The 23,760-nt window shown below is 69.0% G+C and carries 16 protein-coding genes; all 16 read left to right on the top strand.

Annotation, left to right across the window (positions count from 1 at the left end; all coding sequences use genetic code 11):
• Positions 1-53 precede the first annotated feature (53 nt).
• Positions 54-1,679 (top strand): murein transglycosylase A, encoded by a 1,626-nt coding sequence (gene mltA, locus AC1VNX_RS31610; RefSeq protein ID WP_483161469.1) that lies wholly within the window; start codon positions 54-56, stop codon positions 1,677-1,679.
• 27 nt (positions 1,680-1,706) lie between these two features.
• Positions 1,707-2,456 (top strand): hypothetical protein, encoded by a 750-nt coding sequence (locus AC1VNX_RS31605; protein WP_483161468.1) that lies wholly within the window; start codon positions 1,707-1,709, stop codon positions 2,454-2,456.
• Between the two features lie 27 nt (positions 2,457-2,483).
• On the top strand, positions 2,484-3,653 hold the full coding sequence (locus AC1VNX_RS31600) for a hypothetical protein (RefSeq protein ID WP_483161467.1): 1,170 nt from the start codon (positions 2,484-2,486) through the stop codon (positions 3,651-3,653).
• Positions 3,650-5,713, top strand: a complete 2,064-nt coding sequence (locus AC1VNX_RS31595; RefSeq protein ID WP_483161466.1) for a caspase family protein — start codon at positions 3,650-3,652, stop codon at positions 5,711-5,713. The genes AC1VNX_RS31600 and AC1VNX_RS31595 overlap by 4 nt, the downstream gene beginning before the upstream one ends.
• Positions 5,714-5,785: 72 nt before the next feature.
• On the top strand, positions 5,786-6,343 hold the full coding sequence (locus AC1VNX_RS31590) for a type VI secretion system tube protein Hcp (RefSeq protein WP_301511517.1): 558 nt from the start codon (positions 5,786-5,788) through the stop codon (positions 6,341-6,343).
• Positions 6,344-6,383: 40 nt separating this feature from the next.
• Complete coding sequence (locus tag AC1VNX_RS31585) at positions 6,384-7,223, top strand: type VI secretion system accessory protein TagJ (RefSeq protein WP_483161465.1); 840 nt, start codon at positions 6,384-6,386, stop codon at positions 7,221-7,223.
• The gene (gene tssE, locus AC1VNX_RS31580) at positions 7,216-7,731 is read left to right on the top strand and encodes a type VI secretion system baseplate subunit TssE (protein ID WP_483161464.1); all 516 of its coding nucleotides are present in this window, start codon (positions 7,216-7,218) and stop codon (positions 7,729-7,731) included. The genes AC1VNX_RS31585 and tssE overlap by 8 nt, the downstream gene beginning before the upstream one ends.
• 7 nt (positions 7,732-7,738) lie before the next feature.
• The gene (gene tssF, locus AC1VNX_RS31575) at positions 7,739-9,631 is read left to right on the top strand and encodes a type VI secretion system baseplate subunit TssF (protein WP_483161463.1); all 1,893 of its coding nucleotides are present in this window, start codon (positions 7,739-7,741) and stop codon (positions 9,629-9,631) included.
• A complete protein-coding gene (gene tssG / locus AC1VNX_RS31570; RefSeq protein ID WP_483161462.1) occupies positions 9,628-10,740 on the top strand; it encodes a type VI secretion system baseplate subunit TssG in 1,113 nt (370 codons plus the stop codon). Before tssF ends, tssG begins: the two co-directional genes overlap by 4 nt.
• On the top strand, positions 10,737-13,451 hold the full coding sequence (gene tssH, locus AC1VNX_RS31565; RefSeq protein ID WP_483161461.1) for a type VI secretion system ATPase TssH: 2,715 nt from the start codon (positions 10,737-10,739) through the stop codon (positions 13,449-13,451). Before tssG ends, tssH begins: the two co-directional genes overlap by 4 nt.
• Before the next feature lie 22 nt (positions 13,452-13,473).
• A complete protein-coding gene (locus tag AC1VNX_RS31560) occupies positions 13,474-16,524 on the top strand; it encodes a type VI secretion system Vgr family protein (RefSeq protein WP_483161460.1) in 3,051 nt (1,016 codons plus the stop codon).
• A 19-nt stretch (positions 16,525-16,543) separates the two neighbouring features.
• Positions 16,544-19,138, top strand: a complete 2,595-nt coding sequence (locus tag AC1VNX_RS31555) for a DUF2169 family type VI secretion system accessory protein (protein ID WP_483161459.1) — start codon at positions 16,544-16,546, stop codon at positions 19,136-19,138.
• On the top strand, positions 19,135-20,187 hold the full coding sequence (locus AC1VNX_RS31550; RefSeq protein ID WP_483161458.1) for a pentapeptide repeat-containing protein: 1,053 nt from the start codon (positions 19,135-19,137) through the stop codon (positions 20,185-20,187). Before AC1VNX_RS31555 ends, AC1VNX_RS31550 begins: the two co-directional genes overlap by 4 nt.
• A gap of 28 nt (positions 20,188-20,215) precedes the next feature.
• On the top strand, positions 20,216-20,860 hold the full coding sequence (locus AC1VNX_RS31545; protein WP_483161457.1) for a DUF3540 domain-containing protein: 645 nt from the start codon (positions 20,216-20,218) through the stop codon (positions 20,858-20,860).
• A 37-nt stretch (positions 20,861-20,897) separates the two neighbouring features.
• Positions 20,898-21,293: a DUF4150 domain-containing protein gene (locus AC1VNX_RS31540; protein WP_093301714.1), complete on the top strand. Its 396-nt coding sequence runs from the start codon at positions 20,898-20,900 to the stop codon at positions 21,291-21,293.
• 69 nt (positions 21,294-21,362) lie between these two features.
• Entirely contained in the window at positions 21,363-23,741 is a 2,379-nt protein-coding gene (locus AC1VNX_RS31535; RefSeq protein WP_483161456.1) for a type VI secretion system Vgr family protein, read from the top strand.
• The last annotated feature ends 19 nt before the right edge of the window (positions 23,742-23,760 follow it).

Below are 23,760 nucleotides of genomic sequence, written 5' to 3'. Positions count from 1 at the left end.
CTGCAGAGCGTCGGCCCCCGGGCCGCGACCACTTTCCGGACAAGGAGGCTTTCATGATGACCACATCGCAACCGCACAGGCAGCATCACCACCAGGCACAAAGAAGGCCGGGGCTGGGCTGGAGCGCTCTCGCAACCGCCGCCGCCATCGCCGCGCTGGCAGGCTGCACCACGCCGCCGCCGGCGGCCACGGACACCAGTGCAGCCGGGACTGACACCAGCGCGAGCAGCACCGCAGCCTCGCGCCCGGCGCCCACGGGCGCCAGCGTGGCCGGCCAGGCCCGCACCTTCTCGACCCAGCTCGCCACCTACACCTCGGTGAGCTTCGACTCGGTGCCGGGCTGGTCGCGCGACGACTTCTCCGAGAGCTGGCCCGCCTTCCTCGGCAGCTGCAAGGTGCTGAACGGGCGCGGTGCCGAATGGAAGTCGGTGTGCGACCGCGCGCAGAAGGTGGATGGCAAGAACACCAACGCGATCCGGGGCTTCTTCGAGGGTGAGTTCTCTGCCTACCAGATCCGCGACGACGACCGCCGGCCCGACGGCGTGGTCACCGGCTACTTCGAGCCCGAGATCGCGGGCGCGCGCCAGTACGGCGCGCCCTTCATCTACCCGGTGTACGGCCAGCCGGAGGACATGCTCTTCGCCGACGCGCGCAAGCTGCCGCCGGGCACCGGCACCGTGGCGGCCCGCGTGGAAGGCCGCAACGTGGTGGTGCAGACCGGCCTGAGCACGCGCGACATGGGCGCGCCGGGCCTCTACGCGCTGGACCTCTCGGCCATCTCGCGCGACACGCTCGACCGCAAGGTGCGCCTGCGCATCGAGGGCAAGCAGCTGCTGCCGTACTACACGCGCGAAGAAATCGAGACCAAGGGCGCGCCCAACGCCAAGGTGCTGGCCTTCGTGAGCAGCGCCACCGCGCTGTACGAGATGCAGATCCAGGGTTCGGGCCGCATCCGCATGGCCAACGGCGACATCGTGCGCGTGGCCTACGCCGAGCAGAACGGCCAGCCCTTCCGCCCGACGCTGGCGCAGGCCGCCAACGGCAAGCCGCGCAGCCCGGTGAAGGTGCGCGGCTCTTCCATCGAGCTGCAGCTGGACGACGGCGACGATGACAGCGACATAGGCTCGGTGGCCGACGGCACCATCCGCACCCGCGGCTTCACGCTCGCGCGGCCGGTGGCCAGCGGCCCGGTGGTGGTGCCGGGGCGGCGCCCGGCGGCCGGCGCGGTGACGGGCTCGGGCATCAAGGACCCGAGCTACGTGTTCTTCAAGGAATCGCCGTCGCCCGTGGGCGGGCCGGTGGGTGCCTTCGGCGTGCCGCTGTCGGCGGGGCGCTCCATTGCCGTCGATCCGCGCAGCACGCCGCTGGGCTACCCGGTGTTCGTCTCCACGCGCACGCCCGGCAGCGGCGCGCCGATGCAGCGCCTGACCATCGCGCAGGACACCGGCGGCGCCATCCGCGGCGCGGTGCGGGCCGACTATTTCTTCGGCAACGGCCAGCAGGCCGCGAACAATGCGCGCCGCATGAAGGAGCGCGGCCAGCTCTGGATATTGCTGCCGCGCGGCCTCGCCGTGGCGCAGGCGGCCGTGTCCTCGGCCATCCGCACGCGCGGCGGGCCGGTGGGCGCGAACCTGCCGCAGTGCCTGGTGCCCTCGGAAGACAGCTGCGTCGACGATTGATCGATCGATCGGGCGCCTTGATCCTTCATGCAGGAAACGCTGTCGTCCGCCGAGAGCAGTGAGCTTGTCCGCCTCTGGCGGGGCAGGCAGACGCTGTCCCCGGGCGAGATGGGCGCCATGTACCGCATCGTCGGCGACGCGCTGGTGGCTTGCAATCCGCCCGAGCTGCAGGTGCTGGGCGAGGGCCGGCAGGAGCTGGTGGCGCAGTTCATCTACGTGAAGGTGCTGCGGCTCGATGCAGATCCCGACGAGGCCGACGAGCGCGCGGGCCACAGCGCGCCGTCCACCGCCTTCGCGCTGTGCGCCTACTTCCGCCGCTATCTCATCGACTGCACGCGCGCCAGCGCCTTCCGCCGCAAGCTGTCCATCGGCGACCAGATCACCGAGGCGCAACTGGAGGACGAGATCGGCGCCGACGAGGACCTCGAAGGCTGCCTGGCCGAGCACGGCCTGAGCATGCAGGCGGTGCAGCAGGCCGCGCGCGAGTTCATCGCGGGGCTGCCCGAGCCCGAGCGCCTGCTGCTGTGCGAGGGCTTCGGCAAGGAGGCCGAGGGCGGGCTCTCGGGCATCGCCTCGCGCCATGCGATCGCCTCCTACCACTACCGCGCGGGCCGGCTGGGCCTGGTGCACAAGCGCGAAGGGCTTACGGCGGACTACGCCAGAACCCGGCTCGGCGGCTGGCTCCAGCAGACGCTGGGCATCGCCATCGAGCCCGACAACATGGCGGCGATCCTGCAGGTTTTCAAAATCCTCGGTGCTGAAGCGTCTTACGCCTGAAGACATAGCCATTCAGGAACAGACGCCATGACCCACGACCTCTGGCCCCCGCTCAGCGTGATACGCCACGCGCTGGAAACGACCGGCGCGGCCGCGATGCCGGACGCCGGGCCCGAAGGTGCGCCCGGCACGGCCACCGTGGCCATGCCCGGATCACCGCCAGGAGCGCCGGCCGCGCCCGCCGCCGCGTCCGACCTGTTGATGCCCCTTACCGAATTGGCCCGGCGCCGCGAGGCTGTCGCCCAGCGAGCCTTCCCGGCCCGCTGGGCGCCGGGCCGCCTCGTCAGCGTGCTGTACCGGGGGCGGCTGCTCGGCGTGCTGCTCGACCGCTGCATCCACGACGACCTCTGGCAGGGCTGGATGGCCGCCGGCGAGGCCGACTGGGCTGGCGCCTTCGACGTGCTGCTGGAGCCCGAGGACGAGCCCTTCGAGCCGATGTTCGGCGTCGTCCAGACGTGGAACGTGCTCACGCTCGAGCCCAGCCCCCAGCTCTGCGCGCGCGTGCTGGGCGAAGTCTCCGCCACGCGGCTCGCGGCCATTCGCGCGGTGCACGACGAATGGGCCGCGCACACCGCGCTGGCCATCGTGCCGGAGCCGGGGCGCATCGCGCTGCGCGGCGTGGGCGGCGGCGTCTTCTCGGTGCTGTCGGGTACGCCGCTCGGGCCGGAAGACCCGCGCACCGACTACCAGGATCTGTACCGCGACGTGGGTCTGGAACTCGGCACCGCGCTGACGCGGCCGCAGAGCGACGAGGCTGCTCCTTCTGTTTCTTCATCTCCATCGCGCGCACGGCCGCAGTCCGGCCCCGAGGGCGGCTGGTGGGGCAGCATCCGCCGCTGGTTCGGTGCCGAAGGCTGGGCTCGCCCGGCCTTTGCCGTGCTGGCGCTGTTCGTGGTGATCCAGAACGTCGGGCTCATCGGCGGCCGTGGCGCGGCCGAGGACGACGAAGTGCGTTTCCGCGCCGTGCCCACCGCACCCGCGCCCACGCGCGCAGACCTCGTCGTGCGCTGGAAGTCCGGCGTGCGCATGGACGAGGCCGACCGGCTGCTGCAGTCGATCTCGGCCGACGTGGTGGGCGGGCCGGGCGGCGATGGCGCGTGGCGACTGCGTGTGCCGGAGCCCGTCGAGGCGCTGGCAGTGCTCGCGGCCTCGCCGCTGGTGGAATCGGCCGGGCCGGCCAGGGAGCAGCGGCCATGACCGCGCATGCCGCCCGCCTGTATCCGCACCTGCGGCCGAAGGGCAGGGGCCTTACGCAACTGCGCTTTCTTCAGGTGCTGCTGGTGTTGTGGCTGCTGGCCTGCTGCAGCCTCGCCCTCGCCACGCAGCGCGCGTTGCTCGTCGGTGTCTCCGAACTCGTCAACCAGCCGCAGGCGCTGTGGCTGCAGGCGCCGCGCAACGACGTGATGCTGATGCGCGATGCGCTGCTCAAGCAGGGCTTTGCCGCCCCCGACATCGCCGTGCTCGCCGACGGCGTGAGCGGTGCGGCGCTGCCCGAGTCGCAGGCCATTCACGACGCGCTGACGAAGCTGCTCGCGCAGTCGAGGAGCGGCGACTTCGTGCTGCTGTACTTCTCAGGCCACGGCACGCGGCTGCGCGACATCGTCAAGCGCTACCAGGAGCCCGACGGCCTCTCCGAGAACTTCCTCGCTCGCGACGTGCGCGGCACGCTGGGCAGCGACAACGCGCTCGCGGGCGACCTGCGCGACGTGGACTTCGATGCGTGGATCCAGTCCTTCCTCGCGAAGAACGTGTTCGTGGCCTCGGTGTTCGACACCTGCTCCGCCAACTCCATGACGCGCGGCACGGCAGACGCGCCCGCCACCGCCGAGGGCCCGCCCGACGACGAGGTGCGCTGGCGCGGACTGCGCGCGACGCAACTGACGGGCGGCGCGCCACCCGCCCGGCAGCCGGTGCCGCCCGCGCCGGCCGAGGCTGTGCCGCGCGCACGTTATGTCGCCTTCTTCGCGTCCGAAAGCCACCAGATCACGCCCGAGCTGCGGCTGCCGCGCAAGGCGCGCAACGCAAGGCCGCAGGGCCTGCTGACTTGGGCGATGGTCGAAGCACTCTCGCGAAAACCCGCCACCTGGCGGGAATTGTTCGATGGCGTGCTCGCGCTGTACCCGCCGGTCATCGACGAACTTGCGCAGCGTTTTCCGACTCGTGAGCTGCCGTCCCCGGTGGCCGAAGGCAACCTCGATGCGCCGCTGTTCGCCAACAGCGGCGCTCCCGCATCCACGCGCCCCGTGTGGCGCGCGCAGCGCAGCGGCGACAGCCTTGCCATCAAGGCGGGCCTGCTCGACGGCATTGCGCAGCAGCAGGAACTGCGTGTACTCGCGACGCTGGACGACGGCACCGTGCGCGGCGCGCCGGCCGCCGTGTCGCAGATCAAGCTCGGCAACGCATGGCTGGCCGTGCCGGCAGCGCTGAAGGACGTGCCGGGCAGTGCCTTCTGGAGCGTCACGCCCATGGCCGAGCCGGCCGCCACCGCGTTGCGCGTGCGCGCCGACAAGCCGTTGCCAATTGGCCTGAGCCTGGACTACCCGGCCGCGATCCGCGCGGCGGACGACGCGGCCACGGCCGATGTGCGCTGGACCGACCTCGGTGCCTCGGGCCAGCGCCTCGAATTGCTCGCGCCGCTCTTCGGCGCGAACGTTTCCAGCGTGGTGCTGCCCGACACCGCCGCGCTGCGCCGCCGGCTGCAGGCTCTGGCCCAGCTCAAGTGGCTCTCTCGACTGCAGGGCTACGGCAAGGATGGGCAGCTCGACGGTTTCGATGCCGCGCTGGAGGTGTGGAGCGGCGACCGCATGCTGAGCAGCGTGCCCGTGTCACAGGCGGCCAACGCGCTGCCCGCCGTGCGCGCCGGCGAGCGCGTGCGCCTGAACGTGCGCAACACCAGCGGCCGTTCTCTCGATCTGGTCATCGCCGGCATCGACGCGCGCGGCAACCTGCAGCCGGTCTATCCCGACGAGTCCGGCGAAACCAACCGCTTCAAGCGCGGCACGCCCGACCAGCCCTCGGTGAAGCGCTTCGACCTGCCATGGCTCGACGCGGCGGGCGACGCGCGCCTGCTGGTTATGGCCGTGCCTGCCACGCCCTACAGCGCGCCGCGCCTTTTCGGCGTGGGCTATGCGCAGGCCGATGTGTCCGAAGTGCGCGTGCGCGGCGGGCAGCCGCCGGCCGAGAGCGGCGAGCGGCAGGTGTTCGCGGCACTGCTGCGCAGGAGCGGCGGCGCGGCGGATGGAGGAACCCGGCCATGACGGCGAAGCGCGGCGTTCTGCTCCTTCTTTCCTTTCGTGTTTTTTTTTCTTCTCTCGATTTCCGGAGGTGATATGGCATTCCTAGACGACGGCTCCTGGAGCCCTGAAGACGCCCGCCAGTTCTACGAGCTGATCGGCACAGGCTCGGCCGAGACCGACCTGGTCATGCTGATCGAGAACAAGGGCGCGCCGGTCGAAGGCGAGCTGGAGCGCAGCTTCGACGACGGCAAGGCGCGCCTGAACATCGGCGGCTACTACTGGTCGGTGCAGGTGCCCGAGTCTTCCAGCCAGAACCAGGTGGTGCCTAACAACCTGATCGTCGCGCGCCGCAGCGACGCGGCCACCGCCACCATCGCCAGCCTGCTGCGCGCGCAGGAGAAAGACCTGAAGGTGATGATCAGCGCCTTCAAGTCCGGCGGCGACGAGCGCGCGCCCGATGCGCAGTCGACCTTCGAGCTGGTGCTGGAGAACGCGCGCATCTGCCGGCTGGTGCTGAGTTCGGGCGGCCACTGGGGCGTGCCCTCGGAGCTGATCTCCATCAGCTATCGCACGGTGAAGGTGCGCTCGGCGCCGCAGAAGACCACCGGCCTGCGCGGCGCGGTGCGCGAATGCCAGTTCACCCGCGCCTGATCCGCACGCCCGCCAGTCCAGCCGCAAGGAGCCGCACACCATGACCACCGCCGCCGAATTCCTCAAGGCCGCCGACCCCGCCGCCGCCCTCAAGGCCCTGAGCGACGACGTGCGCGCCAAGCCTTCCGACAGCAAGCACCGCGTGTTCATGGCGCAGCTGCTGTGCGTGCTGGGGCAGTGGGAGCGCGCGCTCAACCAGCTCACCGTGGCGGCCGAGCTCGACGCGCTGGCCGTGCCCATGAAGCAGGTCTACGGCGAGGCCGTGCGCTGCGAGGGCCTGCGCGCCGAAGTGTTCGCCGGCACGCGCACGCCGATGATCTTCGGCCAGCCCGACGAGTGGCTGGCGCTGCTCATCGAGTCGCTGCTGCGCCAGGGCCGAGGTGAGAGCGAACTGGCCGAGGACCTGCGCCAGCGTGCCTTCGACGGCGCGCCCGCCATCGGCGGCAGCATCGACGGCAAGCCCTTCGAATGGCTCTCCGACGCCGACATGCGCCTGGGCCCGGTGCTCGAGGCCTTCATCAACGGGAAGTACTACTGGATTCCGTACGCACGCCTCGCTCACATCAAGATCGAGCCGCCCGAAGACCTGCGCGACTGCGTGTGGATGCCCGCGCACCTGCAGTTCGAGAACGGCGGTGAGACCCTCGCGCTCATCCCCACGCGCTACGAAGGCACCGAGAAGGTGGAAGACGGCGAGCTGCGCCTGGCGCGCAAGACCGAATGGCGCGAGCTGCGCCCCGAGGTCTGGGCCGGCTATGGCCAGCGCGTGCTGAGCAGCAGCGACGGCAGCGAGCACGCGCTGATGGACGTGCGCGAGATCCTGTTCACGCCGGGCGATGTCGAGCCCGATACAGCGGCCGAGGGGGCCGTCGATGGCTGAGCTCACCGCGCAAGAGCGGCTGCAGCCTTCGCTGCTCGACCGCCTCGTCGACAACGCGCCCGACGAGAAGCGCGAGAGCGACGACAAGCGCACGCTGACCAAGCAGGCGCTGCGGCAGGCCGTGCTGCGCGACCTGGGCTGGCTCTTCAACGCCACCGGCTACGGCCTGCCGATGGACGACAGGCAGTACCCGAACGCGGCGCGCTCGGTCATCAACTACGGATTGCCTATGCTGTCTGGCCAGTTCACCTCGTCGGTGCAGCGTGTCAGCATGGAACAGGCTTTGAAGAACGCAATCCTGCAGTTCGAGCCGCGCATCCTGTCCCGAACACTCGAAGTCGAACTCATCATGGAAGGCCCCGCACTGGACTCGCACAACAGCATTGGCCTGCAGATCCGCGGCATGCTGTGGGCGCAGCCTGTGCCACTCGAGTTCCTCATGCGAAGCCGCGTAGACCTGGAAGAGGGCCGCATAGAGATCGTGGACATGGCGCAGAACCCGAGATGAGTCCGCCATGGACCCCAGGCTGCTGAGTCTGTACGAACAGGAACTGCGCTACTTCCGAGAAAGCTCTTCGGAGTTCGCGCGCGCGTTTCCAAAGATTGCGCATCGGCTCGGCATCGAAGGCCAGGAGGTCGCCGATCCGTACGTGGAGCGGCTCATCGAGGCCACCGCCTTCCTTTCGGCGCGCGTGGGCCTGAAGCTCGACGCCGAATACCCGCGCTTCACCGGGCACCTGCTCGACATCGTCTATCCGCACTTCCTCGCGCCGACGCCGGCGATGGTGGTGGTCTCGTTCGCGCCCGACCCCGACGACGCCAACCTCGCCACCGGCCCGAGCCTGCCGCGCGGCAGCGGCCTGCGCGCGCGGCAGGCGGTGGGACAGAACACGCACTGCGAGTTCCGCACGGCCGGCGCCCTGCGCATCTGGCCCATCGAGGTGCAGCGCGCGCAGTACTTCACCTACGCACCCGACCTGCCGCTGAACACGCACCCGCAGTCGCGCGCGATCCGCGGCGGCCTGCGCATCGTGCTGCGTGCCACGGCCGGGCTGGACTTCAGCCAGATCGCGCTCGACGACCTCGTGCTGCACTTCGGCGGCGCGGAAGACGTGGCCTGGCAACTGCACGAATGCGCGCTGGGCCAGCCCATCGGCGTGCTGGTGCGGCCGCTGGGGCCGGGCGGCGCCCTGCAGGGCACGCCGCGCAGCCTGCCGCCGAGCGCCATCGGCGCGGTAGGCTTCGAGGATGACGAGGCGCTGCTGCCCGTCACCGCCACCGGCTTCTCGGGCTTCAGGCTGCTGCAGGAGTACTTCGCTTTTCCCCAGCGCTTCCAGTTCGTGCGCATCGGTGGGCTGAAGGCGCTGCTGGCGCAGATGCCGGTTGCCGAGGTCGAGATCGTGCTGCTGTTCTCGCGCGGCGACGCGGCCCTCGAAAAGCTCGTGAGCGCGGACAACGTGCTGCTGCACTGCGTGCCCGCGGTGAACCTGTTCACCAAGCGGCTCGACCGCGTGCCGCTGACCGAGGGCGTGAGCCAGTTCCACCTGGTGCCCGACCGCACGCGGCCGCAGGACTTCGAGGTGCACACCGTCACCGAGGTCATCGGCCACGGCACGCCGGGCACCGACGCGGCCGCGGCGGAGCAGCCGTTCAGGCCCTTCTATTCGGCCTTCCACGGCAGCCGGATGAGCCACCCGGCCTACTTCACGGTTACGCGCGAGCCGCGCATGCTGTCGGTGCGCCAGCGCACCGAGGGCAACCGCAGCAGCCACATCGGCTCCGAGGTCTACATGCAGATCGTCGATCCGCAGCAGGCGCCGTACGCGGCCACGCTGCGGCAGCTGGCGGTGACCGCGCTGTGCACCAACCGCGACCTGCCGCTGTTGATGCCGCTGGGCCGCGAGAACGACTTCGACTGCGTCGATTCCTTCCCCGTGCAGCGCGTGCGCATGGTGCGCGGGCCCTCGCGGCCGGTGTCGCCGGTGGTGAGCCAGGGGCTGGGCTGGCGCGTGGTCGACCATCTCGCGCTCAACTACCTGTCGCTGTCCGACAGCACGCCGGAGCAGGGCGCCGCCGCGCTGCGCGAGACGCTGATGCTCTACGCAGTGCATGCCGACGAGATGCGCCAGGGCCAGGTGCGCGGGCTGCTGTCGGTGAAGTGCAAGCCCGTGGCGCGCCGCCTGCCGCTGAAGGGGCCGATCGCCTTCGGCCGCGGGCTGGAGGTGACGCTGGAGGTCGACAAGGACGCCTTCCACGGCCACAGCAGCTTTCTCTTCGGTGCCGTGCTGGCGCGATTTCTCTCGCGCCACGTGGAGGTGAACCATTTCGTCGAGACCGTGCTGCGCATCGCGGGCAAGGGCGAGACCATGCGCTGGAGGCCGCTGTGCGGGACGCGGCAGATCCTGTGACCGGCAGCAACGCTGGCCGTGCGCCCGGGCAGGGCGCGGGCACCGTGCAGGCCCGCGTCGACGCCGCATTGCGCGGCTGGTCCGCCGAGCCCTGGGCCTTCGACTACTTCGCGGTGATGCGCCGGCTGGAGTCGGTCGCGAAGACCACGCCGCGCTGGGGCCGCGCATTACTGCCGAGCGCCGAGCCGGTGCGCGTGGGGCAGGAGCCTTCGCTCTCGTTCGCGCCCGCGAGCTTCAGCCGCTTCGAGCCCGCCACCGCGCACTCGCCGCCGCGCCTGCGCCAGCAGTTCTTCGGCTACATCGGACCCAACGGGCCGCTGCCGGTGCACCTGAGCGACTTCATCCGCGAGCGCAGCCTGAACCACGGCGACCCGACCTGGCTGGCTTTCCTCGACAGTTTTTCGCACCGCTTCTCGCTGCACTTCTACCGCGCATGGGCGCAATCGCGCCCGGCCGTGGCGCTGGACCGGCCCGGCGAGGACCGCTTCCGCCTGCAGATTGGCGCGTTGGTCGGCATCGGCACGCCGGGTCGTGTGGAGCGCGACGAGATCCACGACGACGCGCGGCTGCATTTTTCGGGCTGGCTCGCGCGCCGCGTGCACAACGTGGAGAGCGTGGAGTCGGTGCTGTGCAGCTACTTCGGCGTGCCGGTGAAGCTGGAGCGCTGGGTCGGCCACTGGATGAGCCTGCCGGCCGGTGAACTCACGCGGCTGGGGCAGGGCGAGAGCTCGCGCTCCATGGGCATGGGCGCCATGCTCGGCACCCGTGCATGGGACCGGCAGCACCGCGTGCGCCTGCACATGGGGCCGCTCACGTTGGCGCAGTACCGCATGTTCCTGCCCATCGGCGATGCGCGCCCGGTGCTGCAGCGCTGGATGCAGCAGCTGCTCGGCGACGAGCTCGAGTGGGATGCCGAGCTCGTGCTCGAGAAGGCGCAGGTGCCGCTCACGCGACTTGGCGACGCCAAGGGCAACGCGCCGCGCCTCGGCTGGGTGTCGTGGCTCGGCCAGCGCACGCGTTCGCGCGACGCGGCCGACGTGCGCATCGGCAGCCAGTCTTTCAACAAGCCCATCTTCATTCGTTCAGAAGAGATACGGAGTCCCTCATGAGTGAAATCAGCCGCACCGCCCTTTTCGGCAAGCTCAACTCGCTGGCCTACAAGGCCATCGAAGGCGCCACCGTGTTCTGCAAGATGCGGGGCAATCCGTATGTGGAGCTGGAGCACTGGTTCGCGCAGCTGCTGCAGGCGCAGGACTCCGACCTGCACCGCGTGATCCAGCACTACGGCCTCGACGTGTCGGTCATCGCGAAAGACATGACCACCGCGCTCGACCGCCTGCCGCGCGGCGCCACCGCCATCAGCGACTTCTCGCCGCACATCGAGAACGCCATCGAGCGCGCATGGACCTACGCCACGCTGCAGTTCGGCGAGGCGCAGGTGCGCACCGGCTACCTGCTGGTGGGCATGTTGAAGACGCAGAGCCTGCGCAACCCGCTGTTCGGCCTGTCGAAGCAGTTCGAGAAGGTCAAGGTCGAGGACCTGGCCGACAACTTCGCAAAGATCTGCGACGCCTCGCCCGAATCGCAGATGCGCGCGCAGGACGGCACCGGCATGGGCAGCGGCGCGCCCGGCGAAGACTCCGGCGCGATGGCGCCGCCCGCCATGGGCAAGGGCGACGCGCTGAAGAAGTTCGCGGTCGACCTCACCGAGAAGGCCAAGAAGGGCGAGATGGACCCGGTGACGGGCCGCGATGAGGAGATCCGCCAGATCGTCGACATCCTCATGCGCCGCCGCCAGAACAACCCTCTGCTCACCGGCGAGGCCGGCGTCGGCAAGACGGCCGTGGTCGAGGGCTTCGCGCAGCGCCTGGCGCGCGGCGACGTGCCGCCGCAGCTGAAGGACGTGAAGCTGCTCACATTGGACATCGGCCTGCTGCAGGCCGGCGCGAGCATGAAGGGCGAGTTCGAGCAGCGCCTGCGCCAGGTGATCGACGAGGTGCAGAGCTCGCCCACGCCCATCATCCTTTTCATCGACGAGATCCACACGCTGGTCGGCGCGGGCGGTGCGGCCGGCACCGGCGACGCGGCCAACCTGCTCAAGCCTGCGCTGGCGCGCGGCAACCTGCGCACCATCGGCGCCACCACCTGGGCCGAGTACAAGAAATACATCGAGAAAGACCCGGCGCTCACCCGCCGCTTCCAGGTGGTGCAGGTGCCGGAGCCCGACGAGACCAAGGCCATCCTGATGCTGCGCGGCGTGGCCAGCGTGCTGGAGAAGCACCACCGCGTGCAGCTGCTCGACGAGGCCATCGAGGCGGCCGTGAAGCTGAGCCACCGCTACATTCCCGCGCGCCAGTTGCCAGACAAGGCCGTGAGCCTGCTCGATACCGCCTGCGCGCGCGTGGCCGTGTCGCAGCACGCGACGCCGCCCGAGGTGGAAGACTGCATGCGCCGCATCGAGGGGCTGACGGTCGAGCAGGAGATCATCGGCCGCGAAGAGGCCATCGGCATCGACGTGACCAAGCGTGCCGCGCAGGTGGCCGCGCTGCTGGCCGAATCGAAAGTGCAGCTCGATGCGCTCAACGCACGCTGGCAGGAAGAGAAGGGGCTGGTCGACCGGCTGCTGGAGCTGCGCAGCAAGCTGCGCGCGGGCAACAAGCCGGTGGATACACCCGCTGCGGCCACTGCCGATGCGGCCGCACCCGCTGCCGCCGCCGAAGCCGCACCCGACCGCGCCGCGCTGCTGGCCGAACTGCACGAGCTGCAGGCCAGGATCCACGCTGTGCAGGGTGAGTCGCCGCTGATCCTGCCTTCGGTCGACGAGCAGGCCGTGGCCTCGGTGGTCGCCGACTGGACCGGCATTCCCGTCGGACGCATGGTCAAGAACGAAGTGGAGGCAGTGCTCAAGCTCGCCGACACGCTCAACCAGCGCGTGATCGGACAGAAGCACGGCCTGGAGATGATCGCGCGGCGCATCCAGACCTCGCGCGCGCGGCTGGACAACCCGCAGAAGCCCATCGGCGTGTTCATGCTCTGCGGCACTTCGGGCGTGGGCAAGACCGAGACCGCGCTCGCGCTGGCCGAGGCGCTGTACGGCGGCGAGCAGAACATCATCACCATCAACATGAGCGAGTTCCAGGAGGCGCACACCGTCTCCACGCTCAAGGGCGCGCCTCCGGGCTACGTGGGCTACGGCGAGGGCGGCATCCTGACCGAGGCGGTGCGCCGCCGTCCCTACAGCGTGGTGCTGCTCGACGAAGTGGAGAAGGCGCACCCGGACGTGCACGAGATCTTCTTCCAGGTCTTCGACAAGGGCTGGATGGAAGACGGCGAGGGCCGGATGATCGACTTCAAGAACACGATCATCCTGCTGACCACCAACGCCGGCAGCGAGCTGGTCATGAGCATGTGCCGCGACCCCGAGCTGCTGCCCGAGCCCAACAGCCTGGCCGATGCGCTGAAGGCACCCCTGATGAAGGTGTTTCCGCCCGCGCTGCTGGGCCGCATCGTCACCATTCCCTACTACCCGCTGTCGCCCGAGATGATGAAGAAGATCGTGCGGCTGCAGCTGGGCCGCATCAAGAAGCGCGTGGAAACCAACCACGGCGTGCCCTTCGAGTACAGCGAAGCGGTGGTCGACCAGGTGGTCGCGCGCTGCCAGGACCCGGAGTCGGGCGGGCGCGTGATCGACGCGATCCTCACCAACACCGTGCTGCCGACGATCTCGGTCGAGTACCTGCAGCGGCTGGCCTCGGGTGGCGAGATTCGCCGCGTGGCGCTCGACGTGAAGGACGCGGACTTCACCTACGCCTTCGATTGAGACCACACCCCAAGAGAAAAAGATGGCCGACAACGAGTTCCGCATCGAGAGCGATTCCCCCGCCAAGGACGACCTGATGTTCTGGCGCATCGTGGGACACGAGGCGCTGGCGCGCCCGTCGGCCTACGAGCTCACGGTGATCTCGACGAACAAGGCCATCGACGCCAAGGACATCCTCGGTCATGCCTTCGACGTGGTGATCGGGTTCAAGGACGCCGACGGCGGCACGCACGAGCGCCACTGCCAGGGCCATGCGGTGCGCTTCGTGCGAGCCGGCCACATGGGGCGGCACTACGAATACCGCATCACGCTGCGCTCGTGGTTCTGGCTGCTCACCAAGCGCGCCAACTCCCGCATCCTTCAGGAGAAGAAGGTGCTCGAAGTGCTCGACGCGGTGTTCGAGGACAGTCCCATCAAGCGCTTCAAGAAGACCAAGGCCGACAACGTGGTCGGCACGCACAACCCGCGCCGCTATTGCGTGCAGCACCAGGAAAGCGACTACAGGTTTCTCTCGCGCCTGCTGGAGGACGAGGGCATCTACTACTGGTTCGACGCGCACGACGCGCCCGGCACCATGCATCTTTCGGACGCCAGCGACATGGCACACGAGAAGCTGCCGGCGGCCGACACCCTGCGCCATATGGCCGTCAACGCCGCCGAGCCGCGATTCAACGAGATCTCGCGCTGGGTGAGCGGGCGCCAGTTCGACACCGGCAAGCACGCCTCGCGCGACAGCGACTTCAAGGCCATCAAGAAGAAGCTGGGCGCCGACATCGACGCATCGGACGACCACGAGCTCGCGAGCCTGGAGCTCTTCGAGTTCCCCGGCGGCTACTTCAGCGGCGACGACGCCGAGACCCGCGCCAAGCTGCGCGGCGACGAACTCAACGCGCGCCGCGACCGCCACTGGGCCGTGACGCCCTGGCCCGACGTCACGGCTGGGCGCGGCTTCAAGTACGAGGGCGACCCCGACGGCACGCGCAATGGCGACTACGTGATCGCCGCCTGCACCTTCGTCGCCAGCCATCGCGGCTACGAGGGCGTGAGCGGCAACACCCTCGCGCAGCCCGTGCATGCCGCGCTGGCCGACGTGCTGCGCGACGACGCGGTGAACGCCGACACGCTGCCCGTGCTGGAAGAGATCATCGCGGCCACGCCCGCGCTCTCGGCCGCGCAGACCGGCAGCAGCATCTTCCTGCTCACCGTGATGCCGGTCGAGCGCCTGTTCCGCACGCCGCGCCTCACGCCGCGCGTGACCATGCCGGGCCCGCAGACTGCCATCGTCGTCGGCCCCAAGGGCGACGAGCTGCACGTGGACGACCACGGCCGCGTGAAGGTGCACTTCCACTGGGACCGCTACGACGAGAGCAACGAGAAGTCCACCTGCTGGATCCGCGTATCGCAGCCATGGGGCGGCAAGGGCTGGGGCGGCTACTTCATCCCGCGCATCGGCCAGGAGGTGATCGTCGACTTTCTCAACGGCGACCCCGACCGGCCCATCATCATGGGCCGCGTCTACAACGACGAGCAGCCCATTCCCTACAAGTCGCCCACGCAGAGCGGCTTCAAGACCCGCTCCACCCCCGGCGGCGGTTCCTCGAACTACAACGAGATCATGTTCGAGGACAAGAAGGGCGAGGAAAAAATCAACATCCACGCCGAGCTGGACATGAGCCGCAGCGTGGAGCGCGACGACTCCACCACCATCGACCGCGACCAGAGCGTCACCGTCAAGCGCGACCAGACCAACCACGTGGACCGCGACCGCAAGACCACGGTGACGCGCAACGACACGAACATGGTGGTGGTGGACCAGAAGAACACGGTCAAGGGCAAGCAGAACAACCAGGTGGTGGGCGACCGCACCACCTTCGTCGACAGCAACGACAAGACCATGGTGACCGGCACCAGCCTGAGCGACGTGACCGGCGCGCGCACCGACACTTCGCGTGCCGGCGAAACCCGCAACGTGATCGGCAACCAGACCATCACCGTCAGCGGCAACGTCACGTACAAGGCCGCGAAGATGAGCTTCGAGGCCGGGCACATCGACTGGATGGTGACGGGCTCGAGCTCGAAGTACATCACGGTGCCTACCGGACCGCTGCACCTGATGGCCAACAAGATCAAGCTGATGAGCAACACCGGCATCGAGATGATGGCGGTGGGCAGCATCGACGCGACCTCGGTCGGCTCCAACACCACCATCCTCGGGCCGAACACCAGTGGCTACATCGGCACGAACAGCGAAGCCAACCTGGGTATAGCGCGCTCGACCTTCATGGGCATGAGCATCGACAACGCGCTGGCCATCGCCATTTCCAACTTCGGGGGCGTGGCGATCGATACCGCGCTGGGCGTCAAGCTGTCGTCGGGCCTCGCGCCTGAGATTCAGGCCTTTCCGGTCGATGTGGAGCAGGCTGCGCTGCATACGTTCACCCCGGGCGCCGGGGCCGGTGGAGCCGGCGGGGCTGCCGTCGCCGGCCTCCTCGGGGCTGTTGCGGGCCTCGCCAGCGCGGATGCCGATGTCGCGGCGACCTTGAAGCAATACGCAGACGCTGCCAATGCGCTGGACAACGCCGCCAATGAAGCCGATGCCGCGCACCTGCCTGGACTTGCCGGCCGCTTGCGCTCTCTCGGTGCGATCACGCGCAACCGTCGCATGGAAGGTGTGATCGGCAGCATTCCGGTGATCGGCACTGTCGCCATCGCTGGCGGCGAACTGATCGTCGGCGCCTTGGGCGCCGCCGGTGTCGGTACAGGCGGCGAACGCCTGGCGGCCGACGAATCGGTCAATGCGGACGGTTCCGCCGCACCGCCCCCGCCTCCGCCGGCGCCACCCGCGCCTCCGCCGGCGCCCGGGGTGGGCGCGCCCGCGGAGCCGACACAGGAGTGGAGCCCGACGCCCCCAGCGCCGCCCCCTGCGCCGCGGCCACCACCGCCGCCACCACCGCCACCACCGCCGCCGCCGCCGCCGCCGCCACCGCCGCCGCCGCCGCCGCCGCCACCGCCGCCGCCGCCGCCATCCGATCCGCTGGACGGAGGGGTGCCGCCGAACGACGACTGGGAATAGGGATCGGCGCCAAGCGACCATGCAAGTCCTCAAACCCCAGGCGCTCGGCCTGTCGACGCGCCCCATCGAATTCCGCAAGCGCTTCGGGCTCAGCATCAGCGCCTGCCTGCACCTGCCGTTCGCACAGGGCGAGCGCGGAACGCTGTGGGCGGAGCAGTCGATGTGGTCCTTCCTCGGGAAGGAAATGGCGCAACCCCTCATCGACGAGGGCGTGGCCAAGCTCACGCCGGAGTTCCTGGTGCACGGCAAGGCATTCCCGCCGCCGGACCGCAATGACGGTTGCGCCGTGCGGGCCCGGTTCGGCGCTCAGGAAAAGACGCTGCTGGTGCTCGGCGACCGGTATTGGGACGGATCCGGTCCGAGCAAGGCCCGGCCTTTCCCGGAGATGCCACTGGACTGGTCCAGGGCCTACGGCGGCGCGGACTTTCCCCTCAACCCCGGCGGGCGGGGCAGGCAGAAGATCGATGGCGTGGCATGGCTGCCGAACATCGAACTGCCTCATGACCGCCTGCTGCGCCCCGACCAGGCCATCGCACCGGCCGGCATGGGGGCGCTGGACGTGATGCATCCGCAGCGCGCGCAATACCGCGGCACCTACGACGCTGACTACCTGAAGCAGCATGCGCCGGGGTTCGCGCCAGACACCGACTGGCGCTACTTCAACCTGGCGCCGCCCGACCAGTGGATGGGCGCGGCGCTCGCCGGCGACGAGCCGTTCTCGTTCGAGAACATGCACCCGCACAAGCGCCTCATAGAAGGCCGCCTGCCGGGCATGCGGGCGCGGGTGTTCGTCGGCTACCGGATGGCCGTGGGCGAGCCCAAGGTGCGCGAGGTGCCGCTACGGCTGACCACCGTGTGGTTCTTCCCGCATGCCGAACGCTGCATCGCGATCTTCCAGGGGCTCGCAGAGGTCGGTACCGACGACGGCTCGGACGTGGTCAGCCTCATGGGCGCGGTCGAGCGCATCGGCGAGATCCGCTCCGACGCCCACTATCTCGACGCCGCGGCGAAGCGGGCCGACCCGAAGCTGGGCCCGATCTATGCCATCGTCGACAGCGACCTGCTCCCGGAAGGCGTGAGCACCGCCGATCCGGACGTGGAGGCCGCGAAGGCACCCTTCGGCACCGAAGGCCTGCAGGGCGAAGCCCAGCGGCGTCGTGCCGAGATGGATGTGGCGTTCGCGCGCGAGAAGGCCATTGCCATGGGCAAGGACCCGGATGCGCTGGGAATCCGCATGCCGCCGCGGGAGAAGGTTCCGGTCGGTGACGAGCTTCCGCCCTACCTGGAGAAGAAGATGAAGGAGGCCGAGGCCCAGCAGTGGGCGGCGGTCGAGGATGCGGTCACGCTCGTCGAGCGGGCGCTGGCGATGTCGCAGGAGCAGAAGATCGATCTCGCCCGGCTGCAGCACCGTGGTCCGCCGAAGTACGACCCCGACAGGCACATGGCGGAAATGCAGGCACAGGCGGCCATGGGAACTCGGCCCGTCAACCTGGCGCCGATCTACCCGAAGCTGTGCCAGATCGAGGACGCGCATCGCGCAGGCTATCTGCAGTCCGCGCACATGCAGCCGCCGGCTTTCCCGATGCCGGCTGGCGATGCCGCGAAGCTGCGCGGCGAGATGGCATGCGCCGGCGCGGCGGGCATCAGGTTCTTCGCGGGCATCGATCTCACCGGTGCCGATCTCTCGGGCCTCGACCTGCGGGAAGTGAACCTGGAAGGCGCGTGGCTGGAAAACGCGAACCTCTCCAATACCAATCTCTCCGGCGCCAACCTGGCGGGCGCAGTGCTGGCGCATGCGAACCTGGAAGGCGCGATCGCCATCGGCGCGAAATTCGCCAGGGCCAACCTCGGCAAGGCGCGGCTGGCTCGCGGTGTCTTCGACGACGCCGACTTCAGCGGGGCGACGCTCATGTACTGCGCGTTCGCCGGTACCCAGATGCGGCGCGCGAATTTCGCGAAGGCGAATCTGCTGCAGACCACATGGGGCGATGCCGACTGGGCCGGTGCAGACCTGAGCGGGCAGGTCTTCCACAAGCTGGACCTCAAGGGCATGAGGTGGCCGGAGGCGAACCTGTCCGTGTGCAACTTCATCGAGTCCGATCTCTCGGGCGTCGACATGCATGCGGCGAAGATCGAGAACGCGACCTTCGTGACCAGCAAGCTCGACGGCGCGAAGCTGATGGCGGCGCGCTGCGCCGGCACCGTGGCGGTCAAGGGAAGCAGCCTGGCCGGTGCGGACATGAGCCAGGCCGACCTGCGCAACTTCAATTTCGGTGCCTCCGATGCGCGGGACGCCAGGCTGATCCGTGCGGTGCTCGATGGCGCCAACCTCTGCGAAGCCCGGCTCGAAGGCGCGGACTTGCGGCTCGCCAGTGCCAAGGGCGCCCTGATGCGCAAGGCCGTCTGCTCGAACGCGCTGCTGTCGGGCGTGAACTTCAGCGACGCGATCTTCCAGTCGGCGGATCTGCGGGGGGCCGACCTGCGGCGCAGCAATCTCTTCGGTGCAGACCTCGGGCGGGTGCGGCTCGACGGTTCGACGAACTTCGACGGGGCGTTGCTCAAGCGGGCGCGCACCTGGCCCCGGCTCACCCCGGAGCAGCAGGCGGCGGCATGAGCCCGAACCTCCTGGCCATTGCAGTCAGCGTCGGCGAGGCGCTGGAAGGCCTCGACCTGCGCAAGGGACGCTACGCAGGCCTTGCGCTCGGCGGCGGGATCTTCTCGCGCGTCAATTTCGCCGAAGCGGATTTCCGGGGGGCCGATCTGCGCGAAGCCGTATTCGACTGCTGCGACCTGCGTGGCGCCATCGCGTCTGGCGCCAATCTCCGCAAGGCCGTCTTCAACCGCTGCAAGCTCGATCACGTGGACCTGCGCGAGGCCAACCTGCACGGCGCCGTGTTCACGGAGTGCGACCTGACGCATGCGCAGATGGCGCAGTCGGCGATGACGATGGCCACCGTCACTCGCTGCAGGCTGGACCATGCCGTGCTGCGCGGCGTGCCGCTCGACTCCGCGGTGATCACCCAGTCGGTCCTGCTCGACGTCTGCGCCGACGACACCAGCTGGCAATACACCACCGTCAATGAATGCGATCTCTCGCACCTGACGTGGACCGGCGCGCGGATGCTGCGCAACGTGTTCTTCAAGACCTCGCTGAAGGGCATGTCGTTCGCCGGGCTGGACCTGAATGGCTGCCAGTTCTCGTCGACCGACCTGAGCGGCGCCGATTTCAGCGGCATCACCCTGCAGCAGTGCAACTTCCAGGGCGCGACGCTCGATGGCGCGAAGTTCGCGAACGCGGTGGCGCCGTCGGCGATCTTCTGCGCGGCGACGGGCAAGGGCGTCGACTTCTCTGGAGCCCGGCTGCGGCAGGCGCTCTTCACAGGTGCCGTGCTGCCGCAGTCCAGCTTCGCCGGCTGCGACCTGTACCAGACCCATTTCGCGGGCGCGAAAGTGCAGGGCGCCAACTTCAGCGGCGCCGAGCTCACGTACGCCGACTTCCGCCACGCCGACCTCAGCACGGCCGACCTGCGCCGCGCCACCATGCTGCGCACCGTGCTGCATGCCGCCATCACCGAAAACGCCCAGATGAGCGACCGCGCCCGCGCGCTCGAGACCGACCCCGAGCTGGCGCAAGCCGAGCGCTGGCAGCCGCTGGTCGCCTGACATGACGAACACGGAGGAACCCGCCATCATGAACAACGAAACCTCAACGCTGACGAAAGCGCGCACCGGCAGGAAGAGCCAGGCCGCGAAGGCCATTCCCGGCGAATGGTGCGTGGGCATTCTCGGCACCGATGCAAAGGGCCGGCAGGTCGTTGCCAGCGGCGCCCTGAAGCTGCGCGCACGCCGCGCCGCGAGCTGCCTGCTGGAGCCGGCGGCGGGCGACAGCGTGGCGTGCCTTCGCATCGCGCCCGATGAAGTCTGGATCATGGCCGTGCTGCAGCGGGAAGAGGGCACGGCCAATGTCGTGAGCTGCGAGGGCGGCACCGGCATGCGCATCGCCGCCGAGGGCGGACGCATCGAACTGGCAGCCGAAGAGCTCGACATCGCCACCCGGCGCACGCGCCTGGCCACCGACACCGCCGACGTGGTCGGCCGCCAGCTCAGCGTGGTCGGCACCAGCCTCAAGCTCGTGGGCTCGGTGCTCTCATCGGTGATGGACCGCGTGCAGCACTTCAGCAGGCACTACCTGCGCACCACCGACGGCATCGACCGCGTGGCGGCCACGCATGTGGAGTGCGAGGCGAAGCAGCTGATGCGGATCGAAGGCGAGCACACGCTGGTCAACGGCCGCGAGCTGGTGAAGGCGCGCGGCGCGCAGATCCACTTCGGCTGAGGCGCCGGAGGAACGAACGAGCAGGGAGAAACAGAAGATGTTCGCCAACTGCCAGCTGATGGGCACGGACATGGGCTTTCCCGATGTCTGCATCACGCCCGCCGCGCCGTCGCCGATTCCGGTGCCGTACCCGAACATCGCCATGGGTCCCATGGCGATTCCGAACTGCCCCACGATCCTCATCATGGGCGGTCCGGCCCACAACCTCGGCACCACCATCCCGATGACCAACGGCGACAACTCCGGCGTGCTGCTGGGCGTGGCCTCGGGCACGGTGATGGGGCCGAGCCGCCACCTCACCGGCGCCTTCACGGTGCTGCTGATGGGCATGCCCGCGTCGCGGCTGACCAGCGTGTCGCTGCAGAACAGCACCAACTGTCCGGGTGTGCGCACAGTGCCGAGCCAGCCGCTGGTGTTGTTGCTGGCGCCCTAGCGCACACGGCCGACGTCCTGGCGGCGCGGAAAGAGCGCCGCTCGTACAGAACAAGGGGAGTAGCCATTCATGGCAGACAAGGAGTTCCGCATCGAGAGCGACTCGCCCGTCAAGGACGAGCTCATGTTCTGGCGCATCGTGGGTCACGAGGCACTGGCGCGCGCCTCGACCTACGAACTCACGGTGCTGTCGGAGAACAAGGCCATCGACGCCAAGGACATTCTCGGGCGCGCCTTCGACATCGTCATCGGCTTCGAGGACGCCGACGGCGGCAGGCATGAGCGGCACTGCCAGGGCCATGCGGTGCGCTTCGTGCGCGCGGGCCACGCGGGGCGCTATCACGAGTACCGCTTCACGCTGCGCTCGTGGTTCTGGCTGCTCACCAAGCGCAGCAACTCGCGCATCCATCAGGAGAAGCCGGTGCTCGACGTGCTCGACGCGGTGTTCGAGGACAGCCCGATCAAGCGCTTCAAGAAGACCCGCACCGACAACGTGGTCGGCACCCACAAGCCGCGCCGCTACTGCGTGCAGCACCAGGAAAGCGACTATCAGTTTCTATCGCGGCTGTTGGAAGACGAAGGTATCTATTACTGGTTCGACGCGCACGACGCGCCCGGCACCATGCACATGTCGGACGCCAGCGACATGGCGCACGACAAGCTGCCCGCCACCGGCACGCTGCGCTATGTGTCGAGCGAGGCGGCCGAGGCGCGCTTCAACGAGATCTCGCGCTGGGTCAGCGAGCGGCAGTTCGACACCGGCAAGTACGCATCGACCGACAGCGACTTCAAGGCGATCAAGAAGAAGCTGGAAGCGGCAGGCGGCACGCCCGACAAGCACGAGCTGGCCGAGTTCGAGGCCTTCGAGTTCGCGGGCGGCTACTTCAACGGCGGCGACGCCGACGACAAGGGAAAGCTGCGCGGCGAGGAGATCGGCGCGCGCCGCCAGCGCCACTGGGCGCTCACGCCCTGGCCCGACGTGGCTGCGGGCCGCAGCTTCAAGTTCGAGAACGACCCCGACGGCACGCGCGACAGCGACTACGTGATCGCCGCATGCACCTTCGTCGCGAGCCATCCGGGCTATGAAGGCGCGGACATCGAGGAGCCGCGCGTGCCGCCCACGCAGCTGCTGCGCGAGGCGCTTGCCGACGATGCAGTGCTGGCCGACACGCTGCCCGCCTTCGAGGCGATGGCCGCGCGCATGCCTTCGCTCGATGCGGGCCACCCGGGCACCAGCGCCTTCCTGCTGACGGTGTTTCCGGTCGACATGCCTTTCCGCCCGCCGCGCCTCACGCCGCGCGTGGTGATGCCGGGGCCGCAATCGGCCATCGTCGTCGGGCCCTCGGGTGAGGAGATCCATGCCGACGACTTCGGCCGCGTGAAGGTGCACTTCCACTGGGACCGCTATGACAAGAGCAACGAGAAGTCGACCTGCTGGGTGCGCGTGTCGCAGCCCTGGGCCGGCAAGGGCTGGGGCGGGTACTTCTGCCCGCGCATCGGCCAGGAGGTGATCGTCGACTTTCTCAACGGCGACCCCGATCGCCCGCTGATCGTGGGGCGCGTCTACAACGACGACCAGCCCATTCCCTTCGGCACCCATACGCAGAGCGGCTTTCGCACACGCTCCACGCCAAAGGGCAGCGCGGCGAACTGCAACGAGTTCCGCTTCGAGGACAAGAAGGGCTCCGAGCAGGTGTACCTGCACGCCGAGAAGAACCAGGACATCGAAGTCGAGAACGACGAGACGCACTGGGTGGGCCACGACCGCACCAAGACCGTCGACCACGACGAGACCACGCACGTGAAGCACGACCGCACCGAGACGGTCGACAACAACGAAACCATCACCGTGCACGGCCAGCGCACCGAAACGGTGGACAAGAACGAGACCATCACCATCCACCAGAACCGCACGGAGACCGTGGACCTGAACGAGACGATCTCCATCGGGCAGAACCGAACGATCACGGTGGGGGCGAGCGAGAGCGCGACGGTGGCGCTGCAGCGCACGCACACGGTGGGCATCAACGAGACCATCACCGTCGGTGCGGCGCAGGAGATCACGGTGGGGGCGATGCAGGCCGTGACCGTGGGCGCGAGCCAGACGATCAGCGTGGGCGCGAACCAGTCGAGCACGATCGGCGCCAACCGGTCGGTGGACGTGGGGGCGAACCTTTCGACCAACGTGGGGGCGGACGAATCGCGCAGCGTGAGTTCGGGCCGGACCACCAGCGTGAGCAAGGACGACTCTCTTTCCGTGGGCAAGAACCTGGTGATCGACGCGGGCGATTCCATCTCCATCACCACGGGCAGCGCAAGCATCACGATGAAGAAGGACGGGACGATCGTGATCAAGGGGAAGGACATCACGATCGATGCGTCCGGAAAGATCAACGCGAAGGCGAGCAGCGACATCGTGATGAAGGGCTCGAAGATTTTGCAGAACTGATTTCATGCGAGGAGAGCAA

The sequence above is a fragment of the Variovorax sp. TLI9-5A genome (genome assembly GCF_056867935.1).
The sequence above is the reverse complement of the archived record's forward strand: the minus strand, read 5'-3'. Positions and strand labels throughout refer to the sequence as shown.

Excerpts from the sequence above, each read along its gene's own strand:
- mltA (WP_483161469.1), top strand. The coding sequence starts at position 54 with ATGATGACCACATCGCAACCGCACAGGCAGCATCACCACCAGGCACAA.
- AC1VNX_RS31605 (WP_483161468.1), top strand. The coding sequence starts at position 1,707 with ATGCAGGAAACGCTGTCGTCCGCCGAGAGCAGTGAGCTTGTCCGCCTC.
- AC1VNX_RS31600 (WP_483161467.1), top strand. The coding sequence starts at position 2,484 with ATGACCCACGACCTCTGGCCCCCGCTCAGCGTGATACGCCACGCGCTG.
- AC1VNX_RS31595 (WP_483161466.1), top strand. The coding sequence starts at position 3,650 with ATGACCGCGCATGCCGCCCGCCTGTATCCGCACCTGCGGCCGAAGGGC.
- AC1VNX_RS31590 (WP_301511517.1), top strand. The coding sequence starts at position 5,786 with ATGGCATTCCTAGACGACGGCTCCTGGAGCCCTGAAGACGCCCGCCAG.
- AC1VNX_RS31585 (WP_483161465.1), top strand. The coding sequence starts at position 6,384 with ATGACCACCGCCGCCGAATTCCTCAAGGCCGCCGACCCCGCCGCCGCC.
- tssE (WP_483161464.1), top strand. The coding sequence starts at position 7,216 with ATGGCTGAGCTCACCGCGCAAGAGCGGCTGCAGCCTTCGCTGCTCGAC.
- tssF (WP_483161463.1), top strand. The coding sequence starts at position 7,739 with ATGGACCCCAGGCTGCTGAGTCTGTACGAACAGGAACTGCGCTACTTC.
- tssH (WP_483161461.1), top strand. The coding sequence starts at position 10,737 with ATGAGTGAAATCAGCCGCACCGCCCTTTTCGGCAAGCTCAACTCGCTG.
- AC1VNX_RS31560 (WP_483161460.1), top strand. The coding sequence starts at position 13,474 with ATGGCCGACAACGAGTTCCGCATCGAGAGCGATTCCCCCGCCAAGGAC.
- AC1VNX_RS31555 (WP_483161459.1), top strand. The coding sequence starts at position 16,544 with ATGCAAGTCCTCAAACCCCAGGCGCTCGGCCTGTCGACGCGCCCCATC.
- AC1VNX_RS31550 (WP_483161458.1), top strand. The coding sequence starts at position 19,135 with ATGAGCCCGAACCTCCTGGCCATTGCAGTCAGCGTCGGCGAGGCGCTG.
- AC1VNX_RS31545 (WP_483161457.1), top strand. The coding sequence starts at position 20,216 with ATGAACAACGAAACCTCAACGCTGACGAAAGCGCGCACCGGCAGGAAG.
- AC1VNX_RS31540 (WP_093301714.1), top strand. The coding sequence starts at position 20,898 with ATGTTCGCCAACTGCCAGCTGATGGGCACGGACATGGGCTTTCCCGAT.
- AC1VNX_RS31535 (WP_483161456.1), top strand. The coding sequence starts at position 21,363 with ATGGCAGACAAGGAGTTCCGCATCGAGAGCGACTCGCCCGTCAAGGAC.